Origin of the sequence: Vibrio chagasii (genome assembly GCF_002954585.1) — a bacterium.
In the GTDB taxonomy this organism is placed as follows: domain Bacteria; phylum Pseudomonadota; class Gammaproteobacteria; order Enterobacterales; family Vibrionaceae; genus Vibrio; species Vibrio chagasii_A.
Genome location: NZ_MSCI01000002.1, coordinates 1,245,455 through 1,271,316 on the forward strand (window position 1 = coordinate 1,245,455; position 25,862 = coordinate 1,271,316).

Consider the following 25,862-nt stretch of genomic DNA (forward strand, 5'->3'; position numbering starts at 1 on the left):
AAGACAAAGGCGCAATGACCATTCCAGAACGTGGTGAATCGGAAGTGCGTTGCGTTGTCACTTATTGTTAACTTGTAACCTGTGAAATTAATGCGGACATACTTTGAATCCAATGTAGCTTGTTCATAATTTCGTTTGGGGTTCAGAGACAAGTTCATGGAACCTTAAGTAACGAGAGCTACGCGAATATAGAGCTTGAAACGAACTCAACTTGAAAGAATCCACATCAGCAAGTCAGATTGGGGTTCAGTAATGTGTTGGAGTTTTTGAATGCTTTCTCAGTTGCAGTTGGAAGATGAACCGGGGTTCTCAATTGAACCCAAGTTTCTAGTAGAAAGTTAAATATTGGATGGATAGCATCTAAGAGTTAGAGAGTTAATTTGAACAGGCGCTGCGTAAAGATCCAGTACGAGGTTTTAGCTGATGTAATCAAGATGGAGCGAGTTAGTTTGATTCAACGTGTAGTCAAACCCATAAAAATGGTTAAGCGAATGAATTAAGTGGTTCTGTACGTGAAATCTGCCAGGGATAAGGCTCGCAAAACTCTCAGATTTTACATGTTATGACTGCGCATTATGTATATTATGTTAAATTGTGTTTGGTAATCATAAGGCAGAGCTGCATATCTGATGCCCTGCCTTCGTTTCTGGCTATCTTATACTGTGTATTTAACCATAATGACTATTTACCATAAAATACCTAATAAACATATTTCCTAATCTTCGATTAAGAATACGTTTATTAGATCTCAAGCATTAGTCTATCTATAGCTGCTGTTATTTCTTTGGTTCTTACTGGTTTGGTAACGAAATCATTCATACCAACATCTAAACATGAACATTTATCTTCAACCGATGTGTGCGCTGTTAGAGCCACGATTGGTGTTTGGATGTTTGCCTTTCTCATGTGTTTGGTTGTGGTTAAACCATCCATGACCGGCATTGAAACGTCCATCAGGATAATGTCTATGGAATCTTTGTTGTCTTGTATAAAGCCTATTGCTTCTTCGCCGTTACTTGCGATGAAAACTTCGTGGCCTTGCCTCGTTAGAATTAACTTAATCACCATTTGGTTTGTTGGATTGTCTTCGACGACCAGCACCGAATATCGACTTCTGAGTGTTCTTGAACATTCATCATCTTCCAGTTGGTTACAGCTGTTCGTTACTCTTGTGAGTACTGGTAATTGAACCTCGAACTTAGAACCTTTCCCTGGTTCACTTTCTACTGATATTCGCCCACGCATCAACTCAACTAAGCGCTTGGTGATGGCTAAACCTAACCCTGTGCCGCCAAACCTTCGCGTTATTGTGCTATCTGCTTGCACAAATGGACTGAACAACGACGATAGCTGCTGGGAGCTAATTCCAATTCCTGTGTCTTCAACGGTTATATAGAACGAACTCTGCTGGTATTTGATGGAAACATGGACGTGTCCGCGCTCCGTAAACTTAATGGCATTTCCGATTAGGTTAAACAATATCTGCGCTAAGCGGCTTGGGTCTATATAGTGAAGCTCAGCATCTGGGATATCGCTAGACACCGTGAGCTTTAGACCTTTGTCGTCTGCAGCCTTTGTTTGTTCTGATAAAACAAAAGTTACAGTGTCTCTTACGTTGCTCCATTGTGGAGCTAGTGAGAAACAACCAGATTCAATTTTGGAAAAGTCCAATACATCGCTGATGATCGCCAACAGAAGCTCAGACGATGTGCTCATATTTAGGAGTATAGACTGTTGTTCTTCTGTTAGCTGGGTCGACTTTAGTGTGTCGATCAGCCCAATGATGGCGTTAAGTGGAGTTCTTAATTCGTGGCTCATCATCGCGAGAAATTCTGACTTGGCTTTGTTCGCTCTTTCCGCGTCTTTCCTTGCTGTGACAAGCTCGGCGGTTCGTTCTCTAACCGTCGCTTCAAGTTTTTCTTTGTTCTCTATATCGAAAACAGCTCGCTCAATCAGAGGACGGAACCGGTTCAGAGTTGCTTTAGTTTCGATACTAAAATGTTTGGTATTCGAGTGAATAAAAATGATGACCGACTGTGTTAGTCCGCTGTCGATACCAGTAATCAATACTGAGTTTATTTGGTCGAGAACAATGGGATGCAAAGTGTTAAATTCACCCAGAGATTTGGGTTCAAAAAGAATGGCGCACTCACCATTGATGACTCGAGATAGCTTGCCATGATCGTTCCAGATCATCTCTTCAAAGACTTTATTGTTGGTCAGTAGAGTTTTGAAATTGCCTTCATTCCCTACTCTAGAGACCACGATAAAGTCGTCGAACTTAATGTATTTTTTCAACACAAACTCGAGGCTAGAAAATATCTCAGAGATGTTATTCGCTTTACTGATTGCAGAGATAGTCGATAGGATTACCCTATTCTCTTCAGCCAGCTTTCTCTCACGGGCTTTTAATTTTTGTAGTTCAATACGTGCTTCTTGCAGCGCTTCTTGACCTTCAGAACCCATTACTTTTTTAACCTATAAAATGTTGCTGATGACACCATCAAGTTACCGTGTGCATTCTCTCCACCTGAAAGCCTCCCTTGCTCACCAAATGTGAATGGACATATGTAAGGAAGCCCGTTAAGTGCTTGATTTATTTGGTCGCAAACCTCATCCATGTCTTGTTTTAGATTGAGCATCGGCCCTGCGCAAAAGATGTTAATCGCGCCTAACTTCTCTTCCAGATCCATATCATTATAGTAAGACGAATGAATGATATTAGCGGCACGGCTTATCAACTGCTGCTTCGAGCCTTGCATCAAATAAATGGTGTCGCCTTCATTGATATCCGTAAAGAGTTCGATACCGTTACACTCTGTCTCACGGATAGAATGAGACAGTTTGAAATATGGATAGTTGTATGATGTACCGACTTTCCTGCCTAGTGGATAGACAGAAGATTTTTCAAAGATATAGCCGTCGTTACTGCCACCTAAATGGAAATTAGTCCATTCATTGTAAACCGTAGCAGCTGGCCTGTGGTCTATCTCGAGTAAGATTCTATTTCTTACTTTGGTCACGGTCCCTGAGTAACGCGTAGGCGTGTGTCCTGCACTGAATGACGAATAGATAGACTGAGAGGAGAAAAAGACGGTTAATGAAACGCCATTAATTGAGAGTGACTCTTCAGTGAATATGCTCCAGTTTCCAGACACCTGATTGTCGGCCGCGCTACCGCCGATGATAGGTACTTCAGTGCCGAATTTACTGTCGATGGCAGCCATCACCTTCTCTTCGTTGCCGGGAGTCGAATGAAGCAAGATCAAGTCTGGAATTTCACCTTCTCGGTTGGCACTTTTTAGCGCTAAATCTATTGCGTCGAAGGTACTTTGTTCGATGGATTGACTGAAGTGTTTAATACCGGTGCCGTATGCATTGATACCAGAATCATAGATGATAAGTACACCGATTACAGGCCCTGAATGGAATCCAGTTTCAGTCATGATTCCATGGCATGTCGTGCATCCATGAATTGGAATATTAGGGAGAGCATCTACGAAATATCTCTGCACAGCAAGCGTGGAATACTCTTCTGTGCAGTAGCAGATAAGACATGCGATGTCCTCGGGGGTTTCTACCCCAAGAAGCAGTTCATCTACGGCGATTTTATCATCTAGAGAATAAGAGACTTTTGATAGAAATTTCATAGAGTTCTGGAAACTTTATTAATATTGCCTTTATAACACTTTAATGCGCAGGGGTTCACTGGTTTAGTCAATATTTCTATCAAAGAGCGAGGTGTTGCTCAGTTTTGAGTTTTATTCTTTAGAGAGCTTAACTGTATACGTCATGACCTGTTGTGGAAATGTAACCGTTATTGAAGAAGTCTTATCATTGGTTTTTAAAAGCCAAGATGACGCTCCTTTCGATTCCAAAACTCCGCTTCCATCATAGCTAATGATAAATTTGCCAGTTTTAGATGTTTCAATTGAATACCCCTGACTATCGCCCGTAATTGAAACATTATTATTATCAATACCAAATTCACAAGGTTTTGAAACTATACAGGTTATTGTTTCGTTATTATCGTATGTCACTGTTCTCCAAGTAAATGCAGCTAATAAAATAACCAACATGACGATAATTTGAACAAGCCTGCCTTTTGTTAGCTTTTGTGCCGCCATTATAATCTTTACTCCTTGTTACAAAGTTCAAAGTTTTTAAATAAAAATCCAATTCCAGACCAAGCGTAAGGTTACTACTCTGTCATTGATTTGTTAATTCAAGTATAGTGTCGCGTTGAAAATGCCACTTTTTTTTAAAATCAGCAAGTGGAAATAAGGTCCTGAATAGGCTGAATTTCCTTTTCTAATTTGGGTGGCATTACGACGTGAGTCGTGTTGGAAGTAAAGTGTAGTAAATAAGAAATTGGAAGCATGCAAATGAGCCAAGAAAAGCAGCTTGAACAAAACTACAACTATACGGTCGTCCGTCAGTTTACCCTAGTTACAATTTTGTGGGGTATTGTCGGTATGGGCGTTGGTGTTTTGATTGCCGCTCAATTAGTTTGGCCACAGCTAAACTTTGATACGCCGTGGTTGACGTACAGTCGTTTACGTCCCCTGCATACTAATGCGGTTATTTTTGCGTTCGGTACAAGTGCGCTGTTTGCAACATCATATTATGTTGTGCAACGTACCTGTCAGACGTGTCTCTTTGGTGGCCCTCTCGTAGCCTTTACCTTTTGGGGTTGGCAAGCGATTATCCTGTCGGCTGCAATTACTCTACCGTTAGGTTTAACCTCTGGTAAAGAATATGCAGAACTAGAATGGCCAATCGATATTGCTATTACTCTTGTGTGGGTAGCTTATGCAATCGTGTTCTTCGGAACCATGATTAAACGTAAGACATCACACATTTACGTAGCGAACTGGTTCTTCGGAGCCTTCATCATCACGGTTGCCGTGTTGCACATCGTTAACAGCCTAGCTGTTCCTGTATCTGCGTTTAAGTCGTACTCGATTTACTCAGGTGCAATTGATGCAATGGTGCAATGGTGGTACGGACACAACGCGGTAGGCTTCCTATTGACAGCTGGTTTCCTAGGTATGATGTACTACTTCGTTCCTAAACAAGCTGGTCGCCCTGTTTATTCTTACCGTTTGTCGATCGTTCACTTCTGGGCACTTGTGTCTCTGTATATTTGGGCTGGTCCTCACCACCTACACTACACTGCACTTCCAGACTGGACTCAGTCTCTAGGTATGGTTATGTCTTTGGTTCTGTTTGCTCCTTCTTGGGGTGGCATGATCAACGGTATCATGACTCTATCTGGTGCGTGGCATAAGCTTCGCTACGACCCTATCCTACGTTTCCTAATCGTTTCTCTATCATTTTACGGCATGTCGACTTTCGAAGGCCCAATGATGGCAATCAAAACGGTTAACGCGCTATCTCACTACACGGACTGGACTATCGGTCACGTTCACTCTGGTGCGTTAGGTTGGGTTGCAATGGTTTCTATCGGTTCGGTTTACCACTTAGTTCCTAAACTATTTGGTCAAGAGCGTATGTACTCTGTATCTCTAATCAATGTTCACTTCTGGTTAGCAACGATTGGTACGGTTTTCTACATTGTTGCAATGTGGATCTCTGGTGTGATGCAAGGTCTGATGTGGCGTGCAGTTAACTCTGACGGTACATTAACTTACAGCTTCGTTGAATCTGTAGAAGCGTCTTACCCGTTCTACTTTGTACGTTTCCTAGGTGGTTTCATCTTCCTATCTGGTATGCTCTTAATGGCATACAACGCGTACAAAACTGTTTCTGCACCAAAAGCTAGCTTAAAAGCTATCGCGCAACCGGCTTAAGGAGATTTAGAATGAGCTCAAATTCAAATAATCGCCATGAGTTGGTAGAGAAAAACGTTGGCCTATTAGCGATCTTAATCGTTATTGCTATCAGTTTTGGTGCGTTAGTAGAAATCACCCCTCTTATCTTCCAAAAGCAAACAACTGAACCTGTAGAAAACCTACGCGTTTACTCTGCTCTGGAAATGGAAGGTCGTGATATCTACATTCGTGAAGGTTGTAACGTATGTCATAGCCAAATGATTCGTCCTTTCCGCTCTGAGACTGAACGTTACGGCCACTACTCTGTAGCTGGCGAAAGTGTTTGGGAACACCCATTCCTATGGGGCTCTAAGCGTACTGGTCCTGATCTAGCACGTGTTGGTGATCGTTACTCTGATGAGTGGCACCGTGTTCACCTTATCGACCCTCGTGAACTTGTTCCTGAATCAAACATGCCTGGTTTCCCATGGCTTGCTGAGAATGTACTTGATGGCAAATTGACTCAACAGAAGCTTGAACTGTTCCGTAATCAATTTGGTGTTCCTTACACAGACGAACAAATTGCTAACGCTAAACAAGATGTTGAAGGAAAAACAGAGATGGATGCAATCATCGCTTACCTTCAATCGCTTGGCCACGCAATGAAATAAGGAATAATTATGGACATTATTACATTTCAAAGTGTTTGGACTGTGACTGTTTTTGCTTGCTTCATCGGCATCGTTTGGTGGGCATATGGCAAGAACCGTAAATCACGTTTCGACGAAGACGCGAACCTAGTGTTTGCTGACGACGAGCCAGCAACAAGTTCTAAAAATGAAGGAGTGACAAAGTAATGAGTACATTCTGGAGTATCTGGGTTAGTGCGATTACGATTGGTACCCTAATTGGTTGTGCTGTCTTACTTCGTTGGTGTTTTAAAGACAAAACAGGCGTAGAAGAAGGTCAAGATATGGGCCATGAATACGATGGTATTCGTGAGCTTAACAACCCACTACCAAAATGGTGGACATACCTTTTCATCAGTACGATTGTTTTTGCAGCGGTTTACCTTGCTCTATACCCTGGTCTAGGTAATTTTAAAGGCCTTTTAGGCTGGACAAGTTCAGACCAAACGGTACGTAGCGTTGAAGAGTCTCGCTCTGCAATTGCTGCTGCGCAAGCAAACAAACAGTTAGATGCGTACGCGAAAGAGCTTGATGATGCAGACACCTACTTCGGTGAAGCATTCAGAAAGCTAGCTCACGACGAAAACGGCTTACGTTCAATCCCTGACATTGCATCAGATGCTGATGCGATTAAAGTGGGTCAACGTTTGTTCCTACAAAACTGTTCTCAGTGTCACGGCTCTGATGCACGCGGTCAGAAAGGTTTCCCTAACCTAACTGATGACGCATGGCTATACGGCGGTGAACCTGAGGCTATCGTTACAACAATTATGCACGGTCGTGTTGGCCAAATGCCAGGTTGGAAAGACGCGCTTGGCGAACAAGGCGTAAAAGAAGTAGTTAGCTACACACTTAGCCTTTCTGGTCGTAGCGTAAACGCACGTGAAGCAGAAGCTGGTAAAGCTCGTTTCGTAGTGTGTGCAGCGTGTCACGGTACTGATGGTAAGGGTAACCCTGCTGTCGGCGCACCAGACTTAACTGACCGCGATTGGTTGTTTGGCGATTCTCGTGCAGACGTAACTGAAACAGTTATGTACGGACGTTCTGGCGTAATGCCTGCTTGGAAAGACATCCTAGGCGAAGACAAAGTACAACTGGTTTCATCTTACGTATGGAGCTTAAGCAACTCAGATAATAAGTAACATTTCAATAACAGCCTCTTTCTAAGAGGCTGTCTTTCCTTTATTTTATAACCTCTTCTTTTTATTCTTTTTTGAGATCTTTTTTATGGTAAAGCCTTGGTATAAACAGTTTTGGCCGTGGTTCTTAATCGCGTTGCCAGCGACAGTAGTTATTTGGACCATTATGACGGTTATTGTGTTTACACAGAACTCTGTAGACTTGGTGACTGAGGATTACTATAAAAAAGGAAAAGGCATCAATGTCGACATTTCAAAAGTAAATGTCGCCAAAGAGCTAGGCTTATCAGCTTCACTTAATGAGAAAGGTAACTCTGTTATCATCACATTAGACAAAGGCAAACTTGATCACTTCCCTGCTATCAGCGCAATGTTCGTTCACAGAACGCTACCAGATCGCGATTTCACTCAGCTACTAACCGCTGATGCGAGAGGCAACTACACACTGACTCTGGACCATCACTTAGAAGGCCCGTGGTTCATTGAGCTGACGCCACATGACGAAGAATGGTTGGTTCAAGGTCGCATGAACTTCCCGATTGAAACTCCTACTCAACTAACGAACTAAAGCTTATGTGTGAATCCTGTTATCACTGCGGTGAAGATGTACCAGCGGAAACGGATTTTGAAGTCGAGATCTTAGGATCGCCTCGTAAGATGTGTTGTCCGGGCTGCGAGACCGTAGCTCAGACAATCGTTGATAGCGGTTTGGTTTCTTATTACCAATACCGCACCGCCCCTGCTGAGAAAGCGGATCTAGTGCCAGAGCAACTCCTGGCACTCAGTCATTATGATAATGAAGACGTTCAACTGGAGTTTGTAAGAAACTCTGAGAACGTCTCTGAGGTGACATTGTCACTTGAGGGTGTCTCATGTGCAGCTTGTGCATGGCTCATTGAGAAACAAGTCTCTTCAAAACAAGGTGTGGGCAGTATTCGTGTGAATACCACCACCAACCGTGCCCTACTTAGCTGGGACAACACGCAAGTGAAATTGAGCGAGTTGTTGTCAGCAATCCATACCCTAGGTTACAAAGCCGCGCCTTTTGAAGCTGATCAACAAGAAGCAGCTTACCACCGCTCGATGAAAAACTACCTATACCGTCTCGGTGTTGCTGGCTTGGCAACCATGCAGGTAATGATGCTTGCGGTAGCGCTGTACCTTGAGGTATTTGGTAACCTCGAACCAGAGTTTAAAAACTACTTCCGTTGGGTAAGTCTGATCTTTGCTACACCTGTATTGCTCTATTCTGCTCTGCCTTTCTACATCAATGCATGGCGCAGTATTAAAGGACGAACACTGGGTATGGATGTACCGGTGTCGATTGCTCTGCTGTTTGCTTATGTGGCAAGTTTGGTGGCAACCGTGACAGAGAAAGGAGAAGTTTTCTTCGAATCTATCTCGATGTTCACTTTCTTCCTACTGCTTGGTCGTTTCTTAGAGATGAGAGCACGTCGTAAAGCAGCGGCTGCGAGTGGTAACCTGCTTAAGCTCGTTCCTGCGATGGCGACAACGTTAGAGGGCGATCAAGTTCCAGTGAAAACCCTTAAAGTGGGTGACAAGATCCGCGTACTTCCGGGCGAACATATTCCTGCGGATGGTAAAGTACTTTCTGGCCGAGTTCATATTGATGAATCTATGCTGACTGGCGAATCTATCCATGTCGTGAAAAACGAAGGCGACACTGTTTACGCTGGTACGTTGAATGGCGATGAGTCGTTTGAACTGGAAGTGATGACATCAAAAGCGGACTCCGTGATATCTAATATTGTTCGTCTGCAAGATGAAGCGCAGTTATCTAAGCCTCGTATTGCAGAAATTGCCGATATTGTGGCTCGTTACTTTGTTGCAGTAATCTTGGTCATCTCCTTCGGTACTTGGTTCTACTGGCATCAAACACGACCAGAAGACGCATTCTGGATCATGTTGTCTGTGCTGGTTGCGACTTGTCCATGCGCTCTTTCACTGGCGACACCGACTGCGATTACTTGTTCAACCTCCCGTATGGGTAACTTCGGTATTTTGCTGCGTAAAGGTCATGTATTCGAAACCTTGTGCAAAGTTAACCACTTGATCATCGATAAGACGGGAACGTTGACTGAGGGTGATATTCGTATCAGCCAAGTGGAAACCTTCTCAGAGCTTGATAAAGAGACGTGTTTAAAAGTGGCTGCGAGCCTAGAACAGCATGCTAACCACCCTATCGCGAAAGCATTCAAAACTCACGTGTCCGATGAGGTTGAAGTCAATTCTGTAAACAACGTTATTGGTTCGGGTATTACCGGTGAGTGGAAGGGCCAAGAAGTGGCGATAGGTAGTAGTGAGTTTATTCTTGGTGAAGCTCAACCGACGCAAAGCAACGGCATCTACTTGTCGATGGCGGGACGTCATATCGCTACCTTCACTTATGAAGACCCGATTCGTAAGGAAAGCATTGAGTTCATCCAGAAATTCAAAGAAGCGGGTATTAAAACTACTCTGCTGACGGGGGACTCCTTGATTAACGCGAAGCCTGTTGCTGAAGAAATCGGTATTACCGACATCGTTGCGAATGCTAAGCCTGAGGATAAGCTTGCTTACCTTAACTCTCGTGATGAAAAAGACATTACCATGATGGTTGGCGACGGTATTAACGATGCCCCTATCCTTGCAGGTGCTCACCTTTCTGTCGCTATGGGCGGCGGAACAGATGTAGCAAAAGCCTCTGCAGATATGGTTTTATTGGGCGACAAGCTTGATAGATTACTTAAGTCCCGTACATTGGCGCTAAAAACGCGTAAGATAATCCGCGAAAACCTAGCATGGTCATTGGGATATAACCTACTCATCCTTCCATTGGCTGTAGCGGGTTTGGTTGCTCCATACATTGCCGTTGTTGGCATGTCTGCAAGCTCTATTATTGTTGTGTCTAATTCATTAAGGCTTTTAAAAGAGCAAGGTAAATAATGGAAAGTTTATACATCCTGATTCCCATTGCGATTGTACTGGTGTGTATCGCTGTTGGTATATTTCTATGGGCGGTGAAGAGCGAACAGTTTGAGGACCTTGAGCGTCAAGGTCACAACATTTTGTTTGATGAAGACGAAAAGGCCCATGCTCACTCTGACAGCAAGCCTGTTAAGAATGATAAAGCCAATACAGAAAGCCCAACTAACCTAGATAAAAAGAACGATGACGCCTGATTGGATCGGAGCCTTTGTTGTCGGTTTGATCGGCGCTGGCCACTGCATGGGAATGTGTGGTGGCATTGCGTCGCTCCTTTCAATCGGCAATACCAAACCTTCCCCGGTTGTTCCCTTACTTTACAACCTTGGTCGCCTACTCAGCTATGCCGTTATTGGTGGTGTGATCGGCGGTGCTATCTCTTCAATCGGTCAACTTAGCGATTTCAACGCGCTACTTAATTGGCTTCGTTTGTTTGCTGCCATCTTTATGATCATTTTGGGTCTGTATATCGGTAAATGGTGGTTTGGCTTATTGTTCTTTGAGAAGGTCGGTCAGAAGCTGTGGCGTTATATTTCACCAGTCGGTAAGTCTTTCCTACCACTCAAGCATCCAAGCCACGCTCTGCCGTTTGGTTTCATTTGGGGTTGGTTACCGTGTGGTCTAGTCTACTCTATGCTGACCTGGGCGGCTGTGTCAGGCAGTTGGTATAATGGAGCGGGAATCATGCTCGCATTTGGCTTAGGAACGCTTCCTGCGATGCTGACGGTTGGTATGGGTGCTAGCTTCCTCAAGAAGTTGCAACAAGCTGACTTATTTCGTCAACTCGGTGCGATTTTAATCTTGATTTACGGTTTCTACACTGGATATATGGCACTGCAGCTCATTATTTATACCGTATAGCCATTCTTTAAATCCGGTTTTTTTACTACCCAACTGGATTAAGGAATGCTAAAATATTGACGTATATCAAATAGTGAAAGATTGTTATGATTTCTGAAAAGCCTGTAACGAAACGTGTCCAATCTGGTGGCTGTGCGATCCATTGCCAGGATTGTAGTATTAGCCAACTTTGTATTCCGTTCACTTTGAATGAATCTGAACTTGATCAACTTGATCAGATCATTGAGAGAAAAAAGCCTATTCAAAAAGGCCAAGAGTTATTTAAAGCTGGTGACGAGCTTAAATCTCTCTATGCTATTCGCTCTGGAACGATCAAGAGCTACACGATTACCGAGCAAGGTGATGAGCAGATTACTGCATTCCACCTAGCGGGCGATCTTGTTGGCTTTGATGCGATTACTGGTGACCTACACCCTAGTTTCGCACAAGCACTAGAAACTTCTATGGTATGTGAAATCCCATACGAGATTCTTGATGACCTATCAGGAAAAATGCCTAAGTTGCGTCAGCAAATTATGCGCCTGATGAGTAGCGAGATTAAAGGCGACCAAGAAATGATTCTGCTTCTTTCTAAGAAGAACGCGGAAGAGCGTCTTGCTGCGTTCCTTTACAACCTTTCAACTCGCTTCTCTCAACGTGGTTTCAGCCCACGTGAGTTCCGCTTAACGATGACTCGTGGCGATATTGGTAACTACCTAGGTTTAACAGTTGAAACTATTAGCCGTCTTTTAGGTCGTTTCCAGAAAGCAGATATCCTTAGCGTTAAAGGCAAATATATCACTATCGAAGATCACGATGCGCTGATGGAACTTGCTGGCGTTTCAAAAGAATAGTCTAGATATCAATGATGTAGTTCAATAATGAGCTACATCATGTTTCTCCCTTAAAACCTCTTTTATTTCTCTTAATCTCTCCATAACTACGCTACATTATTTATATGTTCGGTCTGAAAAGTAGGCTTAGTTATGAGTATCTATAACAAAATTTTAGTTGTCGCAGACATTAATCACGATGAGCAACCTGCTCTAGTTCGTGCTATCCAACTTGCTAAGAAAAGCACCTCAACAAGCCACATCACTTTCTTTTTGTCTATCTACGATTTCTCGTATGAAATGACATCTATGCTCTCTGTCGATGAAAGAGACGCGATGCGTAAAGGCGTTATCCATCAGCGTGAAATCTGGATGAATAAAGTTGCACAGCCTTACCTAGACGATTCTATTGAATTTAATGTCCAAGTGGTTTGGCATAACCGCCCTTATGAAGCCATCATTGCCGAAGTTTATAGCGGTGGTCACGATATTTTGATTAAGGGCACGCGCAAGCACGATACTTTGGAATCAGTTATCTTCACACCAACTGATTGGCACCTATTGAGAAAATGTCCTAGTCCTGTACTGCTCGTTAAAAATGATTTCTGGCCAGAACACGCAAAAATTTATGCGTCCGTTCACGTAGGCTCAGAGACGGAAGCACACCTAGAGCTCAACGATACTATGGTTGATCGACTTCTTGAGATAACAGGTCGTCTGGATGCGGAACCTTTCTTAGTTAACGCTTACCCAGTCACTCCGGCAAATATAACGATTGAGCTGCCTGAGTTTGACCCAACCTCTTACACTGATGCGGTTCGCGGTCATCACTTAACGGCGATGAAGGCACTGCGTCAGAAGCATGGTATGTGTGAAGAGCAGACCGTTGTTGAGCAAGGCTTGCCTGAAGATGTCATTCCACGGGTTGCGTCTGAGAACAACGCTGCGATGGTAATCTTGGGTACAACCGGTCGTACAGGGCTATCTGCGGTGTTTATTGGTAATACGGCGGAGCATGTTATCGATAAGATTAACTGTGATGTGTTGGCTCTTAAGCCATCTGGTTACGTTAGCCCGCTAGACCCTAACCTTTCGAAAGGTTAATGCGTTTAAGCAAACGAACTTAACTGCAAGTTCAACTCATAAAAAAACGCCTCAAGCATTGCTTGAGGCGTTTTTGTTTATCTGTTGTAGATGTATTTATTGCTCTACAACGATTGTTCGTTTTATACGTTCGTTACGTCGATGAACATTGACTCATCGATGTTAGAAGATGAAATTTCAGCTTCTTGGAATTCGTACTCTTCACGCTCACCGCTACGGTCTAGTGGAAGGTTTACGAAGTCAAACAGTTCGCGGTCAGCCAGCTGGCTTGGGCTAACGTTTTGAATTGATTTAAAGATTTTCTCAACACGGCCTGGTGTCTTCTTGTCCCAATCAATCAGCATTGCTTTAATGCTTTGACGTTGTAGGTTTTCTTGTGAACCACATAGGTTACAAGGAATGATTGGGAACTCTTTGTGTTCAGCGTATTTGATTAGGTCTGTTTCACGACAGTAAGTCAGTGGACGAATAACAACGTTACGACCATCATCAGAACGCAGCTTAGGTGGCATAGCCTTTAAACGAGCGCCGTGGAACATGTTAAGGAACATAGTTTCAACGATGTCGTCCATATGGTGGCCAAGAGCGATCTTAGTCGCGCCAATCTTCTCAGCGAATGAGTACAAAGTACCACGACGTAGACGAGAACATAGGCCACATGTTGTTTTACCTTCAGGAATCTTCTCTTTAACTACTGAGTAAGTATCTTTATCTACGATGTAGTAAGGAATGTTCAGCGTTTCAAAGTATTCAGGGAGAATGTGCTCAGGGAACCCAGGTTGTTTTTGATCTAGGTTTACCGCAACAACATCAAACTTGATTGGTGCTGCTTCACGTAAACGTAGCAAAATATCTAGCATCGCAAATGAATCTTTACCGCCACTGATACATGCCATTACCACATCATTCTCTTCGATCATGTTGTAGTCAATGATGGCATTTCCAACATTTCTTCTCAGACGTTTCTGAAGTTTGTTGAATTCTAGTACTTCTTTTCTATTATCGTTTTGGTTCATTGCGACTCTCACACCGTCGTATTACCGACTGTAGATTGCTAGTGGGACTGTTTTAGGGCGTGGATTATACGGATTTTTATTTGATGTTGAAATAGTAACGGCAGGATAAACAAGTCGACTGGTTGAAAGATTCCACTTTATCTAGTGGGAAGCACTCATCTTTAATAAAAAATGAGCTTAAAACGTGCAAACTACGAAGGTTACAGGAAAAGAAAAGCAGCCTAACTTGGTTTGAGTTGGCTGCTTTACGATGTGTTGCTTAGATAATGCCGTGTGCTCTATCGCCTAACCCAAGGTTATTGAGCCGGAATGTAAGGCAACACACGAGTTGTGGCTTCGGGTAACGTAATGCTGTCACTTCCGTTGAGCTCTTCTAGTGTGAACTTAGCTCGCCCTTCGGTAATTGGGAGCTCCTTGCCGTTAGAAAGCGTAATGTTACCTTCAAGCTTGTTTGCGAACTCAAGCGTTAATCCTTGGATGTCCGGTGTGAACCAGCTTGAGAACATGCCGCTGACGTCCTCTAACATTGCTTGCATCTGTGGTAACAGTTTTTCTAGCTGCGCAACCTCAACCGTTCCTGCTAAAGGTGCTTGAGTCATAACAACCAAAGAGTATGCGCACTCTTGTTCTTTTGTTTGCACAAAAATAAGCGGGTTTGCCGAACGAAGGTTTTGGTCAACAGGTAGCAATAGCTCGTTAACTGGAGAGACTTTCAGCTCTTCATAGTGCTCTTCTTTTTCCATCCAAGCTTTGCTGATATGACAGGTAGTTTGGGCTTGCTGATCGACAAAGAAGACTGCAACTTTAACGTCATCATGCCCTTCTTTGGTGTTGTTTTTAAGCTGTGTGTAAAGCTTAGAGTAAGTAAACATGTATTCTTGCGCTGCAGCAGGTAAAGAGATTCCTAGGCTTAGAGAAGCTAATAAAGCGAGTGCTGTCTTTTTCATTGTTATAGTCTTGTCGAAGTTGAGCGTTTATAAATAGAAAGAGCAGCCAATGAGCTGCTCTTTATGTGATGTTATTTGGGCAAACTTACCGTTTAAGCTCACCAAATGACTATCAAATCGAGTTACTTTTTCCAGTATACCTCGTTGTGACGGATCATAGCTTGTAAATCAGTCACATAGTCTGAACCTCGCTCAGAATATTTTAGCAAGCCGTTGGTAAGCTCTGTTGCGGTTTGGGTCGTTAGCAGATCGTCGCCCTTTGCCGCCAGTTTTGCACGAATCGCTCTTAGATCTGCGTAAGCACGGTTGCGGTTAAGGTTCATGAAGTAACGATGCACAGATTCTTGGCTCGAAGAGAAAGTCGCAACCTCATGAGAGCTACCTTCGTTACGTTGTAGCGGAACTAGGCCACAACCTTTGGTGTAACACCAATGACCAAAGTAGTTATTCGCTTTAGTGGCGAAACGCGACGTACCCCAAGCTGATTCGTTTGCCGCCTGAGTTAATACAAGCGCTTCAGGTAACACGTTTACACGATTCAACATTTCTTTTAGCCAAGCGTCATTTAAGCCCGATGAAGGTACAGGAAGGCTATACAGCTTCCCTAGTCTCTTTGCGTATGACGCGTTTTCAGAATCAACATTGCTCAATCCCGCTTCCGAAAGCTTGGTTAGAAACGCACGTTCTTTCGTGATTCGTTTGTTTTCGATATTGATACTTGGGCGAAGGTAAGAAAAGAAGGTGTCTTTCTTTTTATTTACATCTTCAATAGCTGCGAAATCTGGCTTATCAGAAGAGACCGTCAAATCACCAAAGTTTTGCTCTGAGTCCAGGGCCTTTTGACCTGCTCGTCTACGCTCTTCCTCTTGTTGGTAAAGCATTGGGCCAACTAACGAGATCGAGCCAACTAGGGCTAATGCTGTCACTTTTAGCGCAAGTGATTTACTTGCGCTTGATTTAAAGTTGTTATGCATCGAATACCTGTGGGTCTTTGTTGTTGCTACCGTTGTGGTCGTCGTCGCTCTTTGGTCTGTCTGACGCGATTAGTTTTAGTTTAATGCCAAACATCTCGCGATAAAGAATGCCTTTCACGTGGAAGAAGAAAGGTAAAACGAAGATAAGACCAATGCCGTACATCATTGCTGCGACAATGAACATCAGCATTACTAATAGGTATATAGAAGCAACTGTGAAGATTTTCTTGTTTACAGCTCTCAGAGAAAGTAGCAGCGATTGCATTGGTGGTATTTTCTTATCGCAAATCAACAGGATTGAGTGGCTGAAAGCAAGCGAAAAGTAAATCGACAGAAACGGCAGAATCATACCTGCAATACCTTGAAGCATCAGACTGAACAGAGTCACAAGGATTACTGGAATCGTAAACTGTAGGCCTTTGCCAATATGGCGAACTTTAGTCTGTAGACCAGCAGCATGGCTCATCGCCATCAAACAGATACCTGCATAGATAGGTGCGCTGATAACTTCATAGCTGAAATTAGCAATGAAGATCGATTCAACGATCTGCGGGGTAAAAGCCTCAGGATCGATAACAGCATCTAAGATAACGGCTGGGTCACCTAGTTGTAGCTTTAGTGCAATATAGAAGATAGCCAGTTGCACGAACATCAGAGCAACTATTGCCGGCGAAAACGAAAGAAAGTGACTTACCGTATGTTTCCATGCCTCTTGGAATACAGCCGTTGCTTTGAGCTCATAATCGCCAGAAAGTGCACGGTCGATACTACCGCCCAAATTAAAATCTTTTTCGATGTCGTTGTTCATAGTGATACCTAGGTGTGCCAATTAAACTGAGCCACCTAACTTATTGATAAAAAATTACCTTCATTATACTCATATGTCGGATACAAACTAAAATATGAATCTGTAACAAGGCTTGCTTTTGCGTCTTAATGGTTAATAATTAGACACTTGTTGGGGCGTCAACCCAGTAAATAACAGTATGGTAAAGGATGTTTACTTTTACCTGCGAAATTTTTTATCTTCGAATGGTAAAAAATGCTTTGATTTCACGTTTTTGGTGATTATGATGCGCGCCTCAAAGGTGTATAGCAACAGGTTCTCAAACGGAACCAAGGTGGAGAAAAACAGACGTTGAACGCTAAAAAATCAGTAGGAAAACCAGTAGTACAGCTAACTGGTATTAGTAAAAGCTTCGATGGTAAGGAAGTCATCGGCAATCTTGATCTAAACGTAAATCATGGTGAGTTTCTCACGATTTTAGGCCCATCAGGTTGTGGTAAAACAACGGTACTAAGAATGATTGCGGGTTTTGAAACGGCAGATAGTGGTCAAATACTACTAGCTGAACAGAACGTAACCCAAGTCCCTGCTGAACAAAGGCATGTTAACACTGTATTCCAAAGCTATGCCCTATTCCCACATATGACCGTTTTCGAAAATGTGGCATTTGGCTTACGCATGCAGAAAGTTCCAAATAACGAGATTGAACCTCGTGTAATGGAAGCTTTAAAAATGGTGCGCCTAGAACAGATGGCACAAAGAAAACCACACCAGCTTTCTGGTGGTCAGCAGCAACGTATCGCAATCGCTCGTGCTGTCGTTAATAAGCCTAAAGTTCTTTTGTTGGATGAATCTCTGTCTGCTCTGGATTACAAACTTCGTAAACAGATGCAAATCGAGCTGAAACAACTTCAGCGCCAACTTGGTATAACGTTCATTTTTGTAACACACGACCAAGAAGAAGCACTGTCGATGTCTGACCGTATTATTGTTATGCGTGACGGCGTGATTGAGCAAGACGGAACACCTAGAGAGATTTACGAAGAGCCTAAGAACCTTTTTGTTGCTCGCTTCATTGGTGAAATTAACGTATTCGATGCGACAGCGACATCTCGTTTAGATGAAAAGCGCATTGTTGCGACAATTGAAGGTGAAGAGTCGGTTATCTATCACGATAAAGACATCACCTCTGGTCAAAAACTGCAGGTATTGCTTCGTCCTGAAGATCTTCGTATTGAAGAGATTAAAGAGTATGAGCAACGCGGTATTGTTGGCCACATTGTCGAGCGTACCTACAAAGGTATGACTTTAGATTCAGTTGTAGAACTTGAATCTGGCATGCGCGTAATGGTTAGCGAATTCTTCAACGAAGATGACCCTGATGTTGATCACTCACTGGGCCAAAAAGTTGCAGTAACTTGGGTTGAGAGCTGGGAAGTGGTATTAGAAGATGAGCAAGAAGTTTAATTTACAAAACGCGATTGTTGCTTTAATCACAGGTTGGTTGGTGCTGTTCGTGATGATTCCAAACATCATGATCATAGGTACCAGCTTCTTAACTCGTGACGAAGCAAACTTGATCGAGATGACCTTCACTCTCGATAACTACATCCGTTTGGCCGACCCGCTGTATTTTAAAGTGCTGATGCACTCTTTCTATATGGCGATTATCGCGACGCTATTGTGTTTGATCATTGGCTATCCGTTTGCCTACATCGTGGCAAAAATGCCTGAGAAATGGCGCCCTTTCATGCTGTTCTTGGTGATTGTGCCATTCTGGACGAACTCTTTGATTCGTACCTACGGCTTGAAGATTGTACTGGGTACTCAAGGTGTCTTGAACAAAAGCTTACTAGCGCTAGATATTATCGATAAGCCGCTTCGTATTATGTACACAGAAACGGCAGTGATGATCGGTTTGGTGTATATCCTACTGCCATTCATGATTCTTCCGTTGTATTCAGCGATTGAAAAACTGGATGACACGTACCTAGAAGCAGCAAAAGACTTAGGCGCAAACAAGCTTCAAACATTGTTGAAAGTTGTTCTACCGCTAACGATGCCAGGCATCATCGGTGGTTGTTTATTAGTACTTCTTCCTGCGTTAGGTATGTTCTACATCTCTGACTTGCTAGGCGGCGCTAAGAACTTGCTGATTGGTAACGTGATTAAGAGCCAAGTACTCAACGCCCGAGACTGGCCGTTTGGTGCGGCAACGAGTATTGCGCTGACGGTTGCGATGGCAATTATGCTATATGCCTACTACCGAGCAGGCAAGCTATTGAATAAGAAGGTGGAGCTAGACTAATGGGTCGCACAGTTAAGTTCAGCTTTATGGCGCTGGTATACGCTTTTCTATACCTACCTATTATCGTATTGATTGCGAACTCATTTAATGCCAACAAGTTTGGTATGAAATGGGGTGGCTTCACCACCAAGTGGTATGACGCGCTTATTAACAACGACAGCCTAATGCAGGCTGCGTGGCACTCGATTAACGTAGCGGTGTTCTCAGCAACAGCCGCAACGATTGTCGGCAGCCTGACAGCCGTAGCCCTATTCCGTTACCAATTCAAAGGTAAAGGTGTAGTCAATGGCATGTTGTTCATCGTAATGATGTCACCAGATATCGTAATGGCAATCTCGTTACTGGCTTTGTTCTTGGTAATGGGTGTGCAACTAGGCTTCTTTACCTTACTTGCTGCACATATTACGTTCTGTTTGCCGTTTGTTGTTGTAACAGTTTACAGCCGCTTGAATGGCTTCGATGTGAAAATGCTTGAAGCAGCAAAAGACTTAGGTGCAAGTGAATGGACGATTCTAAAACAGATCATCCTGCCTCTTGCTAAGCCTGCGGTTGCTGCGGGTTGGTTGTTGAGCTTCACACTGTCTTTGGACGATGTGATCATCAGCTCTTTCGTAACCGGTCCAACGTATGAAATCTTGCCACTGAAGATTTACTCTATGGTTAAAGTAGGTATCTCTCCAGAGGTCAATGCCCTAGCAACAGTGATGTTAGTGGTGTCGCTAATACTGGTGATTATTTCTCAGTTGTTAGCGAGAGAGAAAATTAGGTAAGCCTCCTACTCTTTAACGAGGCTGACTTGACAAGAAGTTGAGAAACTTCATGTTCTACAAAAAGTGTTAATCATAAACAGAATGGTAAATTGCCATTCTGTTTTTCTATCTACTGCCTTAGGGCAACGTTTAGTTTGGAGCTAACGTCAATGAAAAAATGGGCTACTCTATTAGCTGGTAGTGCATGTGCGCTTTCAATGTTATCTGCACCGTCTTTTGCGAAAGATAACAAAGAATTGGTATTCATGAACTGGGGACCTTACATCAACAGTGAGATCCTAGAAAAGTTCACCGATGAAACTGGCATCAAGGTGATTTACTCGACTTACGAGTCGAACGAAACCTTGTACGCAAAGCTAAAAACACACAACAAAGGCTATGACTTGGTTGTGCCGTCGACTTACTTCGTATCTAAGATGCGCGACGAAGGTATGCTACAAAAGATCGACAAATCGAAGTTGAACAACTTCAAAAATCTGGACACAAACTACTTGGATAAGCCATACGATCCAAACAACGACTACTCTATTCCACACGTTGTTGCGATCACTGGTCTTGCTGTAAATACAGAAATGTACGATCCAGAAGATTTTCAAAGCTGGGCTGATTTATGGAAGCCTGAGCTTGAAGGTCAACTAATGATGATGGATGACACTCGTGAATTGTTCCACATTGCTCTACGTAAGTTAGGTTACTCAGGCAACACAACTAACGAGAAAGAGATCGACGAAGCGTACGCTGAGCTACAAAAGCTAATGCCAAATGTTCTAGTATTTAACTCAGACAACCCTGGCGCACCATACATGTCTGGTGAAGTTGGCCTTGGTATGCTTTGGAACGGTTCTGCAGCAGCGGCTCAAAACGAAGGTCTACCAATTAAACTGGTATTCCCTAAAGAAGGCGGCATCGGTTGGGTTGATAACTTTGCAATCAGCTCTGGCGCAACAAACGTAGAAGCGGCTCACAAGATGATCGACTTCCTACTGCGCCCAGAAATCGCTGAGCAAATCTCTCGTGATACTGGCTACCTAACAGCAGTGAAAGCGTCGAACGAGAATTTCAAAGACAGCCCGGCTCTGTTCCCGTCTCAAGAAGACCTTGATCGTGTTGAATGGCAAGCTGCGGTTGGCGATAAGACAGTGAAGTACGAAGACTACTTCATGAAGCTTAAAGCGGGTCAATAACTGCTTTGTTTGATTAGTCTCATTCGACAATCAACAAGTTAAAAATAAGAATATCAATGAATAGGCAGCTTAGGCTGCCTATTTTATTTCATCACTGCTATAATATAGCGCGATTTTTCGAAATCCATTTACTTTGGGTTCACTACCCAGCTTCAAATCAAACAAATGAACGGAACAGTAATGAAAAAAGCACTGTATACCGGCGCATTGTGTGCTGCTACTTTACTTTCTACACCCTCTTTCGCAGCTGACCAAGAACTGTATTTTTACAACTGGTCTGAATATATTCCAAATGAAGTGCTAGAAGACTTCACAAAAGAGACGGGCATTAAAGTTTATTACTCTACTTACGAGTCTAACGAAAGCATGTACGCTAAGTTAAAAACTCAAGGTACGGGTTATGACCTAGTTGTTCCTTCTACTTACTTCGTTTCTAAGATGCGTAAAGAAGGTATGCTTCAAGAGCTTGATAAAACCAAGCTAAGCCACTTTGCTGATTTGGATCCAAACTACTTAGATAAGCCATTTGACCCAAGCAACAACTACTCTATCCCATACATTTGGGGTGCAACGGGCATTGGTATCAACTCAGACATGCTAGACAAATCCTCAGTGAAAAACTGGGGCGACCTGTGGGATACACAGTGGGAAGGTCAGCTGATGATGATGGACGACTCTCGTGAGGTTTTCCATATCGCACTATCTAAACTGGGTTACTCTCCAAACACAACTAATCCAGAAGAGATCAAAGAAGCCTACGAAGAACTTCGTAAGCTAATGCCAAACGTATTGGTATTTAACTCAGATTTCCCAGCGAACCCTTACCTTGCTGGTGAAGTGTCTCTTGGTATGCTTTGGAATGGCTCTGCTTACATGGCTCGCCAAGAAGGCGCAACCATTGATATCATCTGGCCAGAGAAAGGCGCTATCTTCTGGATGGACAGCCTAGCGATTCCTTCAGGTGCAAAGAACATTGAAGCGGCTCATAAAATGATCGACTTTCTTCTTCGCCCAGAGAACGCAGCTAAGATTGCTCTAGAGATCGGTTACCCGACTCCAGTTAAGACTGCTTACCCTCTTCTTCCAAAAGAGTTTGCTGAAGACAAGAACGTTTTCCCACCACAATCTGTGATGGATAACGGTGTATGGCAAGATGAAGTTGGTGAAGCAAGCGTCATTTATGACGAGTACTTCCAAAAACTAAAAGTAAACAACTAAGTTTGTTACTGATTGGTGACTAAAGCGGCGTAAGCCGCTTTATTTTTATCTACACTTTATATAGGATTATATCAAACAGTGCAGGGTGCGATTTAATATGCCTGCGAACCCTATTTTACTGATTGTGACTTTGATGCTTGTGGCGTCATTTTTGATGTTAGCCTTGAGCTCATTCATCCACATAGACTCTAATTACGACCTGTTTTTCGAAACCAACACCCTCGTGATTACGATGTATATCTACTACGTTGCTCGTCACGCCATTCGCCCGCACAAAATCCTTCGCTATGGTGCTCTGCTACTCATTTTTGACCTATTTTATGATGTCACCACTGAGCTCAAATACCTCGACGAATGGGCTGACAGAAATGAGTTAATCGATACATTTTTAGAAGATGGTTTGTTGCAGGTAGCCTTCCTACTTCTTGCTTATGGCATTACTGAGCTTACCACTCAATTGAAAGATCAAAGTAAGCAAGATGAGCTAACGGGTTTATACAATCGTAAAAAGTTCGATGCAATCAAACTGAAAGAGTTCGAGCTCATCTACTTCGATTTAGATGGATTGAAAAAGGTGAATGACCGCAAAGGTCATAAAGTTGGTGACTTAATGATTGTGCGTTTCTCACAAGCACTGAGTCAAACCGTTTTAGAAGATGAAATGGTATTTCGTGTTGGTGGCTATGAGTTCGTCGCGACTGCACAATTGGGGCGTGGCGGCGAGTTCGTGAGCCAAGTCAGTAATCTGCTTCATGGTGAAAATATCTCTTTTTCTTACGGCATTGAAGTGACGAATCAAGAGAACTTTCAACAAGCGTTGGAAGAATCAGATAAAGCCATGTATGCGATGAAGGAAGCTCGACGCTCCGTCACTGCAGACGTTTAATCGGCACAAGGCAAGATTTCAAACCGTCAGAAAAACAAAAAGCAAACACTTTTCTGAGCGCTTATTTGCATTCAGACATGTGTTTGCTTCATTCAACAGTGACAGTGTTGATTAAGCGGTTAATGAGCCTCTCTCAACCGACAATAGCTCACTCACCAGTTTTGGTACTTCGATACTGGCTTTGCCGTAGCGCTTCTCTTCAAATTCACTCTCAACCGCACTTGGTTCAAGGTTTATCTCTATCGTGTGCGCGCCATGCATTTTAGCGTCATGTACAAACCCCGCAGCTGGATACACAACACCAGATGTACCAATCGAAATAAACAGATCTGCTTCTTCAAGAGCTGAATAGATGTCACCCATTCTTAGCGGCATTTCACCAAACCAAACGATGTGTGGACGCATTTGTGCCGGGATTTGGCAACAATGACAAAGCTCACCCGTTTCGATATCGTCTTTGTGGTCTACAACTTGATTAGACTCACTGCAACGGGCTTTCAACAATTCACCATGCATGTGAATAATGTTGTTGCTACCGCCTCTCTCGTGCAAGTTGTCGATGTTTTGCGTGATGATAGTAACGCTGCCATCAAGTTTCTCTTCAAGCTCGCCTAGTGCCTTGTGAGCGGCATTTGGCAAGATACTCTCGCTTTGTAAGCCGTGACGACGTTTGTTATAGAAGGCTTGTACAAGGTCTGGATCTTTTGCGAATCCTTCAGGCGTCGCGACATCTTCGATTTTATGGTTTTCCCATAGCCCGTCTTGTGCTCGGAATGTTTGTATCCCCGATTCCGCAGAAATGCCGGCACCAGTAAGAATTACGATATTTCGATATGGGAAATGCATATAACGTCCTTTTCAATATGTCACTTTGTAACAGCTTAGCACTGTTCAAATTCCAACAATAGTTTTGGGGATTAGACCATAGTCTTACCCAACTGAATTCATTAGCTATTTGTGACATAACTCGCTTGTCGTTTGCCTTCTCTTCTCAAAAACACGCTCACACTGATTTCGATAAATGCAAAAAAGCGGCCGGAGCCGCTTAGTATTGATCTAATGATTATTTACTTATAGTGCTTATCAATCACACAACTCATAAAGGTTAGTCTTCATTGATTGAAGAGATCTTATGGATTGAAAGATCCGCACCGTTAAACTCGTCTTCTTCGCTTAAGCGCAACCCTGTCATTTTGCTCAATACGCCGTATACGATTAACGCGCCGATGAGAGCAACAGCAACACCTACAACTGTACCAACCACCTGTGAAGCAAAGCTTACGCCGCCTAGGCCCCAAAAAGCTTGTTGACCAAAGATACCTGCTGCAATACCACCCCAGGCGCCACAGACGCCGTGTAGAGGCCATACACCAAGTACGTCATCAATCTGGGTTTTATTCTGAATGTAAGTGAACAGATAAACGAACAGCGCACCTGCTACACCACCAGTAACTAAAGCACCAAGAGGATGCATCAAGTCTGAACCTGCACAAATGGCTACTAAACCAGCCAAAGGACCGTTGTGAATGAAGCCTGGGTCATTTTTACCTGCAACAAGAGCGGCAAGAATGCCACCGACCATAGCCATTAGTGAGTTCATCGCCACCAAGCCACTAATACCGTTGATAGCTTGTGCTGACATTACGTTAAACCCAAACCAACCGACACATAAGATCCACGCCCCCAACGCAAGGAAAGGAATGTTTGATGGTGCGAAGTTGGTGTGTTTACCTGCGCGAACGCGGCCTTTGCGCATTCCTAAGAAATAAACTGCAACCAAAGCGATCCAACCACCAACGCCGTGAACCACGACAGAACCTGCAAAGTCATGGAATCCATAACCAAATTGACCTTCTAGCCAATCTTGGAAGCCAAAGTTACCGTTCCAAATGATGCCTTCGAAAAGTGGGTAGACGAAACCAACGGTAAATAACGTTGCAATTAGGATTGGATAGAAACGTGCACGCTCCGCGATACCACCTGAAACGATGGCTGGAATTGCTGCTGCGAAGGTTATTAGGAAGAAGAACTTAACCAATTCGTACCCATTACCTTGGGACAATGTTTCTGCATCCGCAAAAAAGTGAGCGCCGTAAGCCACCCAATAGCCGATAAAGAAGTAAGCGATAGCGGAGACACCAAAGTCTGAAAGGATCTTAACCAGCGCATTGACTTGGTTCTTCTTTCGCACAGTACCGACTTCGAGAAAAGCAAAGCCAGCGTGCATCAAGAAGACCATGATCGCGCCGAGTAAGAGGAATAAAGTATCTGAACTTTGGGTAAGGGTTTGTACTGCACTATGAACTTGAGTCACCGTTTCACTCATAAAAGCATTCTCCTTTCGCTTTATCTGATTTGCACTGATATCGTGCGATTCAATATCGTAATTAATTAAAAACTCAACAGTG

25 protein-coding genes are annotated in these 25,862 nt (G+C 43.3%); 16 read left to right on the plus strand and 9 right to left on the minus strand.

Annotated elements, in window-relative coordinates:
* Window positions 1-741 precede the first annotated feature (741 nt).
* The 3 genes from BTO10_RS13690 to BTO10_RS13700 form a co-directional block, all read right to left on the minus strand.
* Entirely contained in the window at window positions 742-2,466 is a 1,725-nt protein-coding gene (locus BTO10_RS13690; RefSeq protein ID WP_105024874.1) for an ATP-binding protein, read from the minus strand.
* Window positions 2,466-3,650: an FIST signal transduction protein gene (locus tag BTO10_RS13695; RefSeq protein ID WP_105024875.1), complete on the minus strand. Its 1,185-nt coding sequence runs from the start codon at window positions 3,648-3,650 to the stop codon at window positions 2,466-2,468. The genes BTO10_RS13690 and BTO10_RS13695 overlap by 1 nt, the downstream gene beginning before the upstream one ends.
* Window positions 3,651-3,761: 111 nt before the next feature.
* Window positions 3,762-4,127 (minus strand): hypothetical protein, encoded by a 366-nt coding sequence (locus BTO10_RS13700; protein WP_105024876.1) that lies wholly within the window; start codon window positions 4,125-4,127, stop codon window positions 3,762-3,764.
* Between the two features lie 258 nt (window positions 4,128-4,385).
* Between BTO10_RS13700 and ccoN the strand changes: the two genes are divergently transcribed.
* The 10 genes from ccoN (at window position 4,386) to uspE (ending at window position 13,364) form a co-directional block, all read left to right on the plus strand.
* Entirely contained in the window at window positions 4,386-5,813 is a 1,428-nt protein-coding gene (ccoN, locus tag BTO10_RS13705; RefSeq protein ID WP_181143981.1) for a cytochrome-c oxidase, cbb3-type subunit I, read from the plus strand.
* 11 nt (window positions 5,814-5,824) lie between these two features.
* Entirely contained in the window at window positions 5,825-6,445 is a 621-nt protein-coding gene (gene ccoO, locus BTO10_RS13710) for a cytochrome-c oxidase, cbb3-type subunit II (RefSeq protein ID WP_004742292.1), read from the plus strand.
* Between the two features lie 9 nt (window positions 6,446-6,454).
* Window positions 6,455-6,631: a CcoQ/FixQ family Cbb3-type cytochrome c oxidase assembly chaperone gene (locus BTO10_RS13715; protein WP_004742291.1), complete on the plus strand. Its 177-nt coding sequence runs from the start codon at window positions 6,455-6,457 to the stop codon at window positions 6,629-6,631.
* Window positions 6,631-7,605, plus strand: coding sequence for a cytochrome-c oxidase, cbb3-type subunit III (gene ccoP / locus BTO10_RS13720; RefSeq protein ID WP_105024878.1), 975 nt, complete (start codon window positions 6,631-6,633; stop codon window positions 7,603-7,605). Before BTO10_RS13715 ends, ccoP begins: the two co-directional genes overlap by 1 nt.
* An 85-nt stretch (window positions 7,606-7,690) precedes the next feature.
* Window positions 7,691-8,170, plus strand: coding sequence for a FixH family protein (locus BTO10_RS13725; RefSeq protein ID WP_105024879.1), 480 nt, complete (start codon window positions 7,691-7,693; stop codon window positions 8,168-8,170).
* Between the two features lie 5 nt (window positions 8,171-8,175).
* Window positions 8,176-10,548 carry a heavy metal translocating P-type ATPase gene (locus tag BTO10_RS13730; protein WP_105024880.1) on the plus strand — a complete coding sequence of 791 codons (2,373 nt, stop codon included), beginning with the start codon at window positions 8,176-8,178 and terminating at the stop codon, window positions 10,546-10,548.
* On the plus strand, window positions 10,548-10,784 hold the full coding sequence (gene ccoS / locus BTO10_RS13735) for a cbb3-type cytochrome oxidase assembly protein CcoS (protein WP_102425549.1): 237 nt from the start codon (window positions 10,548-10,550) through the stop codon (window positions 10,782-10,784). The genes BTO10_RS13730 and ccoS overlap by 1 nt, the downstream gene beginning before the upstream one ends.
* A complete protein-coding gene (locus tag BTO10_RS13740) occupies window positions 10,774-11,448 on the plus strand; it encodes a sulfite exporter TauE/SafE family protein (protein WP_105024881.1) in 675 nt (224 codons plus the stop codon). Before ccoS ends, BTO10_RS13740 begins: the two co-directional genes overlap by 11 nt.
* An 86-nt stretch (window positions 11,449-11,534) precedes the next feature.
* Window positions 11,535-12,281, plus strand: a complete 747-nt coding sequence (locus tag BTO10_RS13745) for an FNR family transcription factor (RefSeq protein ID WP_105024882.1) — start codon at window positions 11,535-11,537, stop codon at window positions 12,279-12,281.
* A gap of 132 nt (window positions 12,282-12,413) precedes the next feature.
* Window positions 12,414-13,364, plus strand: coding sequence for a universal stress protein UspE (gene uspE / locus BTO10_RS13750; protein ID WP_008221946.1), 951 nt, complete (start codon window positions 12,414-12,416; stop codon window positions 13,362-13,364).
* Window positions 13,365-13,486: 122 nt separating this feature from the next.
* Here uspE and ttcA read toward each other — a convergent pair whose 3' ends face one another.
* From ttcA to BTO10_RS13770, 4 genes are all read right to left on the minus strand, one after another.
* Window positions 13,487-14,380 carry a tRNA 2-thiocytidine(32) synthetase TtcA gene (gene ttcA / locus BTO10_RS13755; RefSeq protein ID WP_008221945.1) on the minus strand — a complete coding sequence of 298 codons (894 nt, stop codon included), beginning with the start codon at window positions 14,378-14,380 and terminating at the stop codon, window positions 13,487-13,489.
* Window positions 14,381-14,676: 296 nt separating this feature from the next.
* Window positions 14,677-15,327: a DUF2987 domain-containing protein gene (locus tag BTO10_RS13760; protein ID WP_105024883.1), complete on the minus strand. Its 651-nt coding sequence runs from the start codon at window positions 15,325-15,327 to the stop codon at window positions 14,677-14,679.
* Window positions 15,328-15,449: 122 nt separating this feature from the next.
* The gene (locus BTO10_RS13765; protein WP_105024884.1) at window positions 15,450-16,301 is read right to left on the minus strand and encodes a glucosaminidase domain-containing protein; all 852 of its coding nucleotides are present in this window, start codon (window positions 16,299-16,301) and stop codon (window positions 15,450-15,452) included.
* A complete protein-coding gene (locus BTO10_RS13770) occupies window positions 16,294-17,109 on the minus strand; it encodes a hypothetical protein (RefSeq protein WP_105024885.1) in 816 nt (271 codons plus the stop codon). The genes BTO10_RS13765 and BTO10_RS13770 overlap by 8 nt, the downstream gene beginning before the upstream one ends.
* A 330-nt stretch (window positions 17,110-17,439) precedes the next feature.
* On the opposite strand from BTO10_RS13770, the gene potA reads away from it, so the two are divergent.
* The 6 genes from potA (at window position 17,440) to BTO10_RS13800 (ending at window position 23,454) form a co-directional block, all read left to right on the plus strand.
* Complete coding sequence (gene potA, locus BTO10_RS13775) at window positions 17,440-18,555, plus strand: spermidine/putrescine ABC transporter ATP-binding protein PotA (RefSeq protein ID WP_105024886.1); 1,116 nt, start codon at window positions 17,440-17,442, stop codon at window positions 18,553-18,555.
* Window positions 18,539-19,396: a spermidine/putrescine ABC transporter permease PotB gene (potB, locus tag BTO10_RS13780; protein WP_105024887.1), complete on the plus strand. Its 858-nt coding sequence runs from the start codon at window positions 18,539-18,541 to the stop codon at window positions 19,394-19,396. The genes potA and potB overlap by 17 nt, the downstream gene beginning before the upstream one ends.
* On the plus strand, window positions 19,396-20,166 hold the full coding sequence (gene potC, locus BTO10_RS13785) for a spermidine/putrescine ABC transporter permease PotC (protein ID WP_105024888.1): 771 nt from the start codon (window positions 19,396-19,398) through the stop codon (window positions 20,164-20,166). Before potB ends, potC begins: the two co-directional genes overlap by 1 nt.
* Before the next feature lie 149 nt (window positions 20,167-20,315).
* Window positions 20,316-21,350, plus strand: a complete 1,035-nt coding sequence (locus BTO10_RS13790; RefSeq protein WP_105024889.1) for an extracellular solute-binding protein — start codon at window positions 20,316-20,318, stop codon at window positions 21,348-21,350.
* A gap of 180 nt (window positions 21,351-21,530) precedes the next feature.
* Window positions 21,531-22,568 (plus strand): extracellular solute-binding protein, encoded by a 1,038-nt coding sequence (locus BTO10_RS13795; RefSeq protein WP_105024890.1) that lies wholly within the window; start codon window positions 21,531-21,533, stop codon window positions 22,566-22,568.
* Window positions 22,569-22,653: 85 nt separating this feature from the next.
* Window positions 22,654-23,454: a GGDEF domain-containing protein gene (locus tag BTO10_RS13800; RefSeq protein ID WP_105024891.1), complete on the plus strand. Its 801-nt coding sequence runs from the start codon at window positions 22,654-22,656 to the stop codon at window positions 23,452-23,454.
* A 111-nt stretch (window positions 23,455-23,565) separates the two neighbouring features.
* Here BTO10_RS13800 and cobB read toward each other — a convergent pair whose 3' ends face one another.
* Window positions 23,566-24,300 carry a Sir2 family NAD+-dependent deacetylase gene (cobB, locus tag BTO10_RS13805; RefSeq protein ID WP_105024892.1) on the minus strand — a complete coding sequence of 245 codons (735 nt, stop codon included), beginning with the start codon at window positions 24,298-24,300 and terminating at the stop codon, window positions 23,566-23,568.
* A gap of 259 nt (window positions 24,301-24,559) precedes the next feature.
* Window positions 24,560-25,780: an ammonium transporter gene (locus BTO10_RS13810; RefSeq protein WP_105024893.1), complete on the minus strand. Its 1,221-nt coding sequence runs from the start codon at window positions 25,778-25,780 to the stop codon at window positions 24,560-24,562.
* Window positions 25,781-25,862 lie beyond the last annotated feature (82 nt).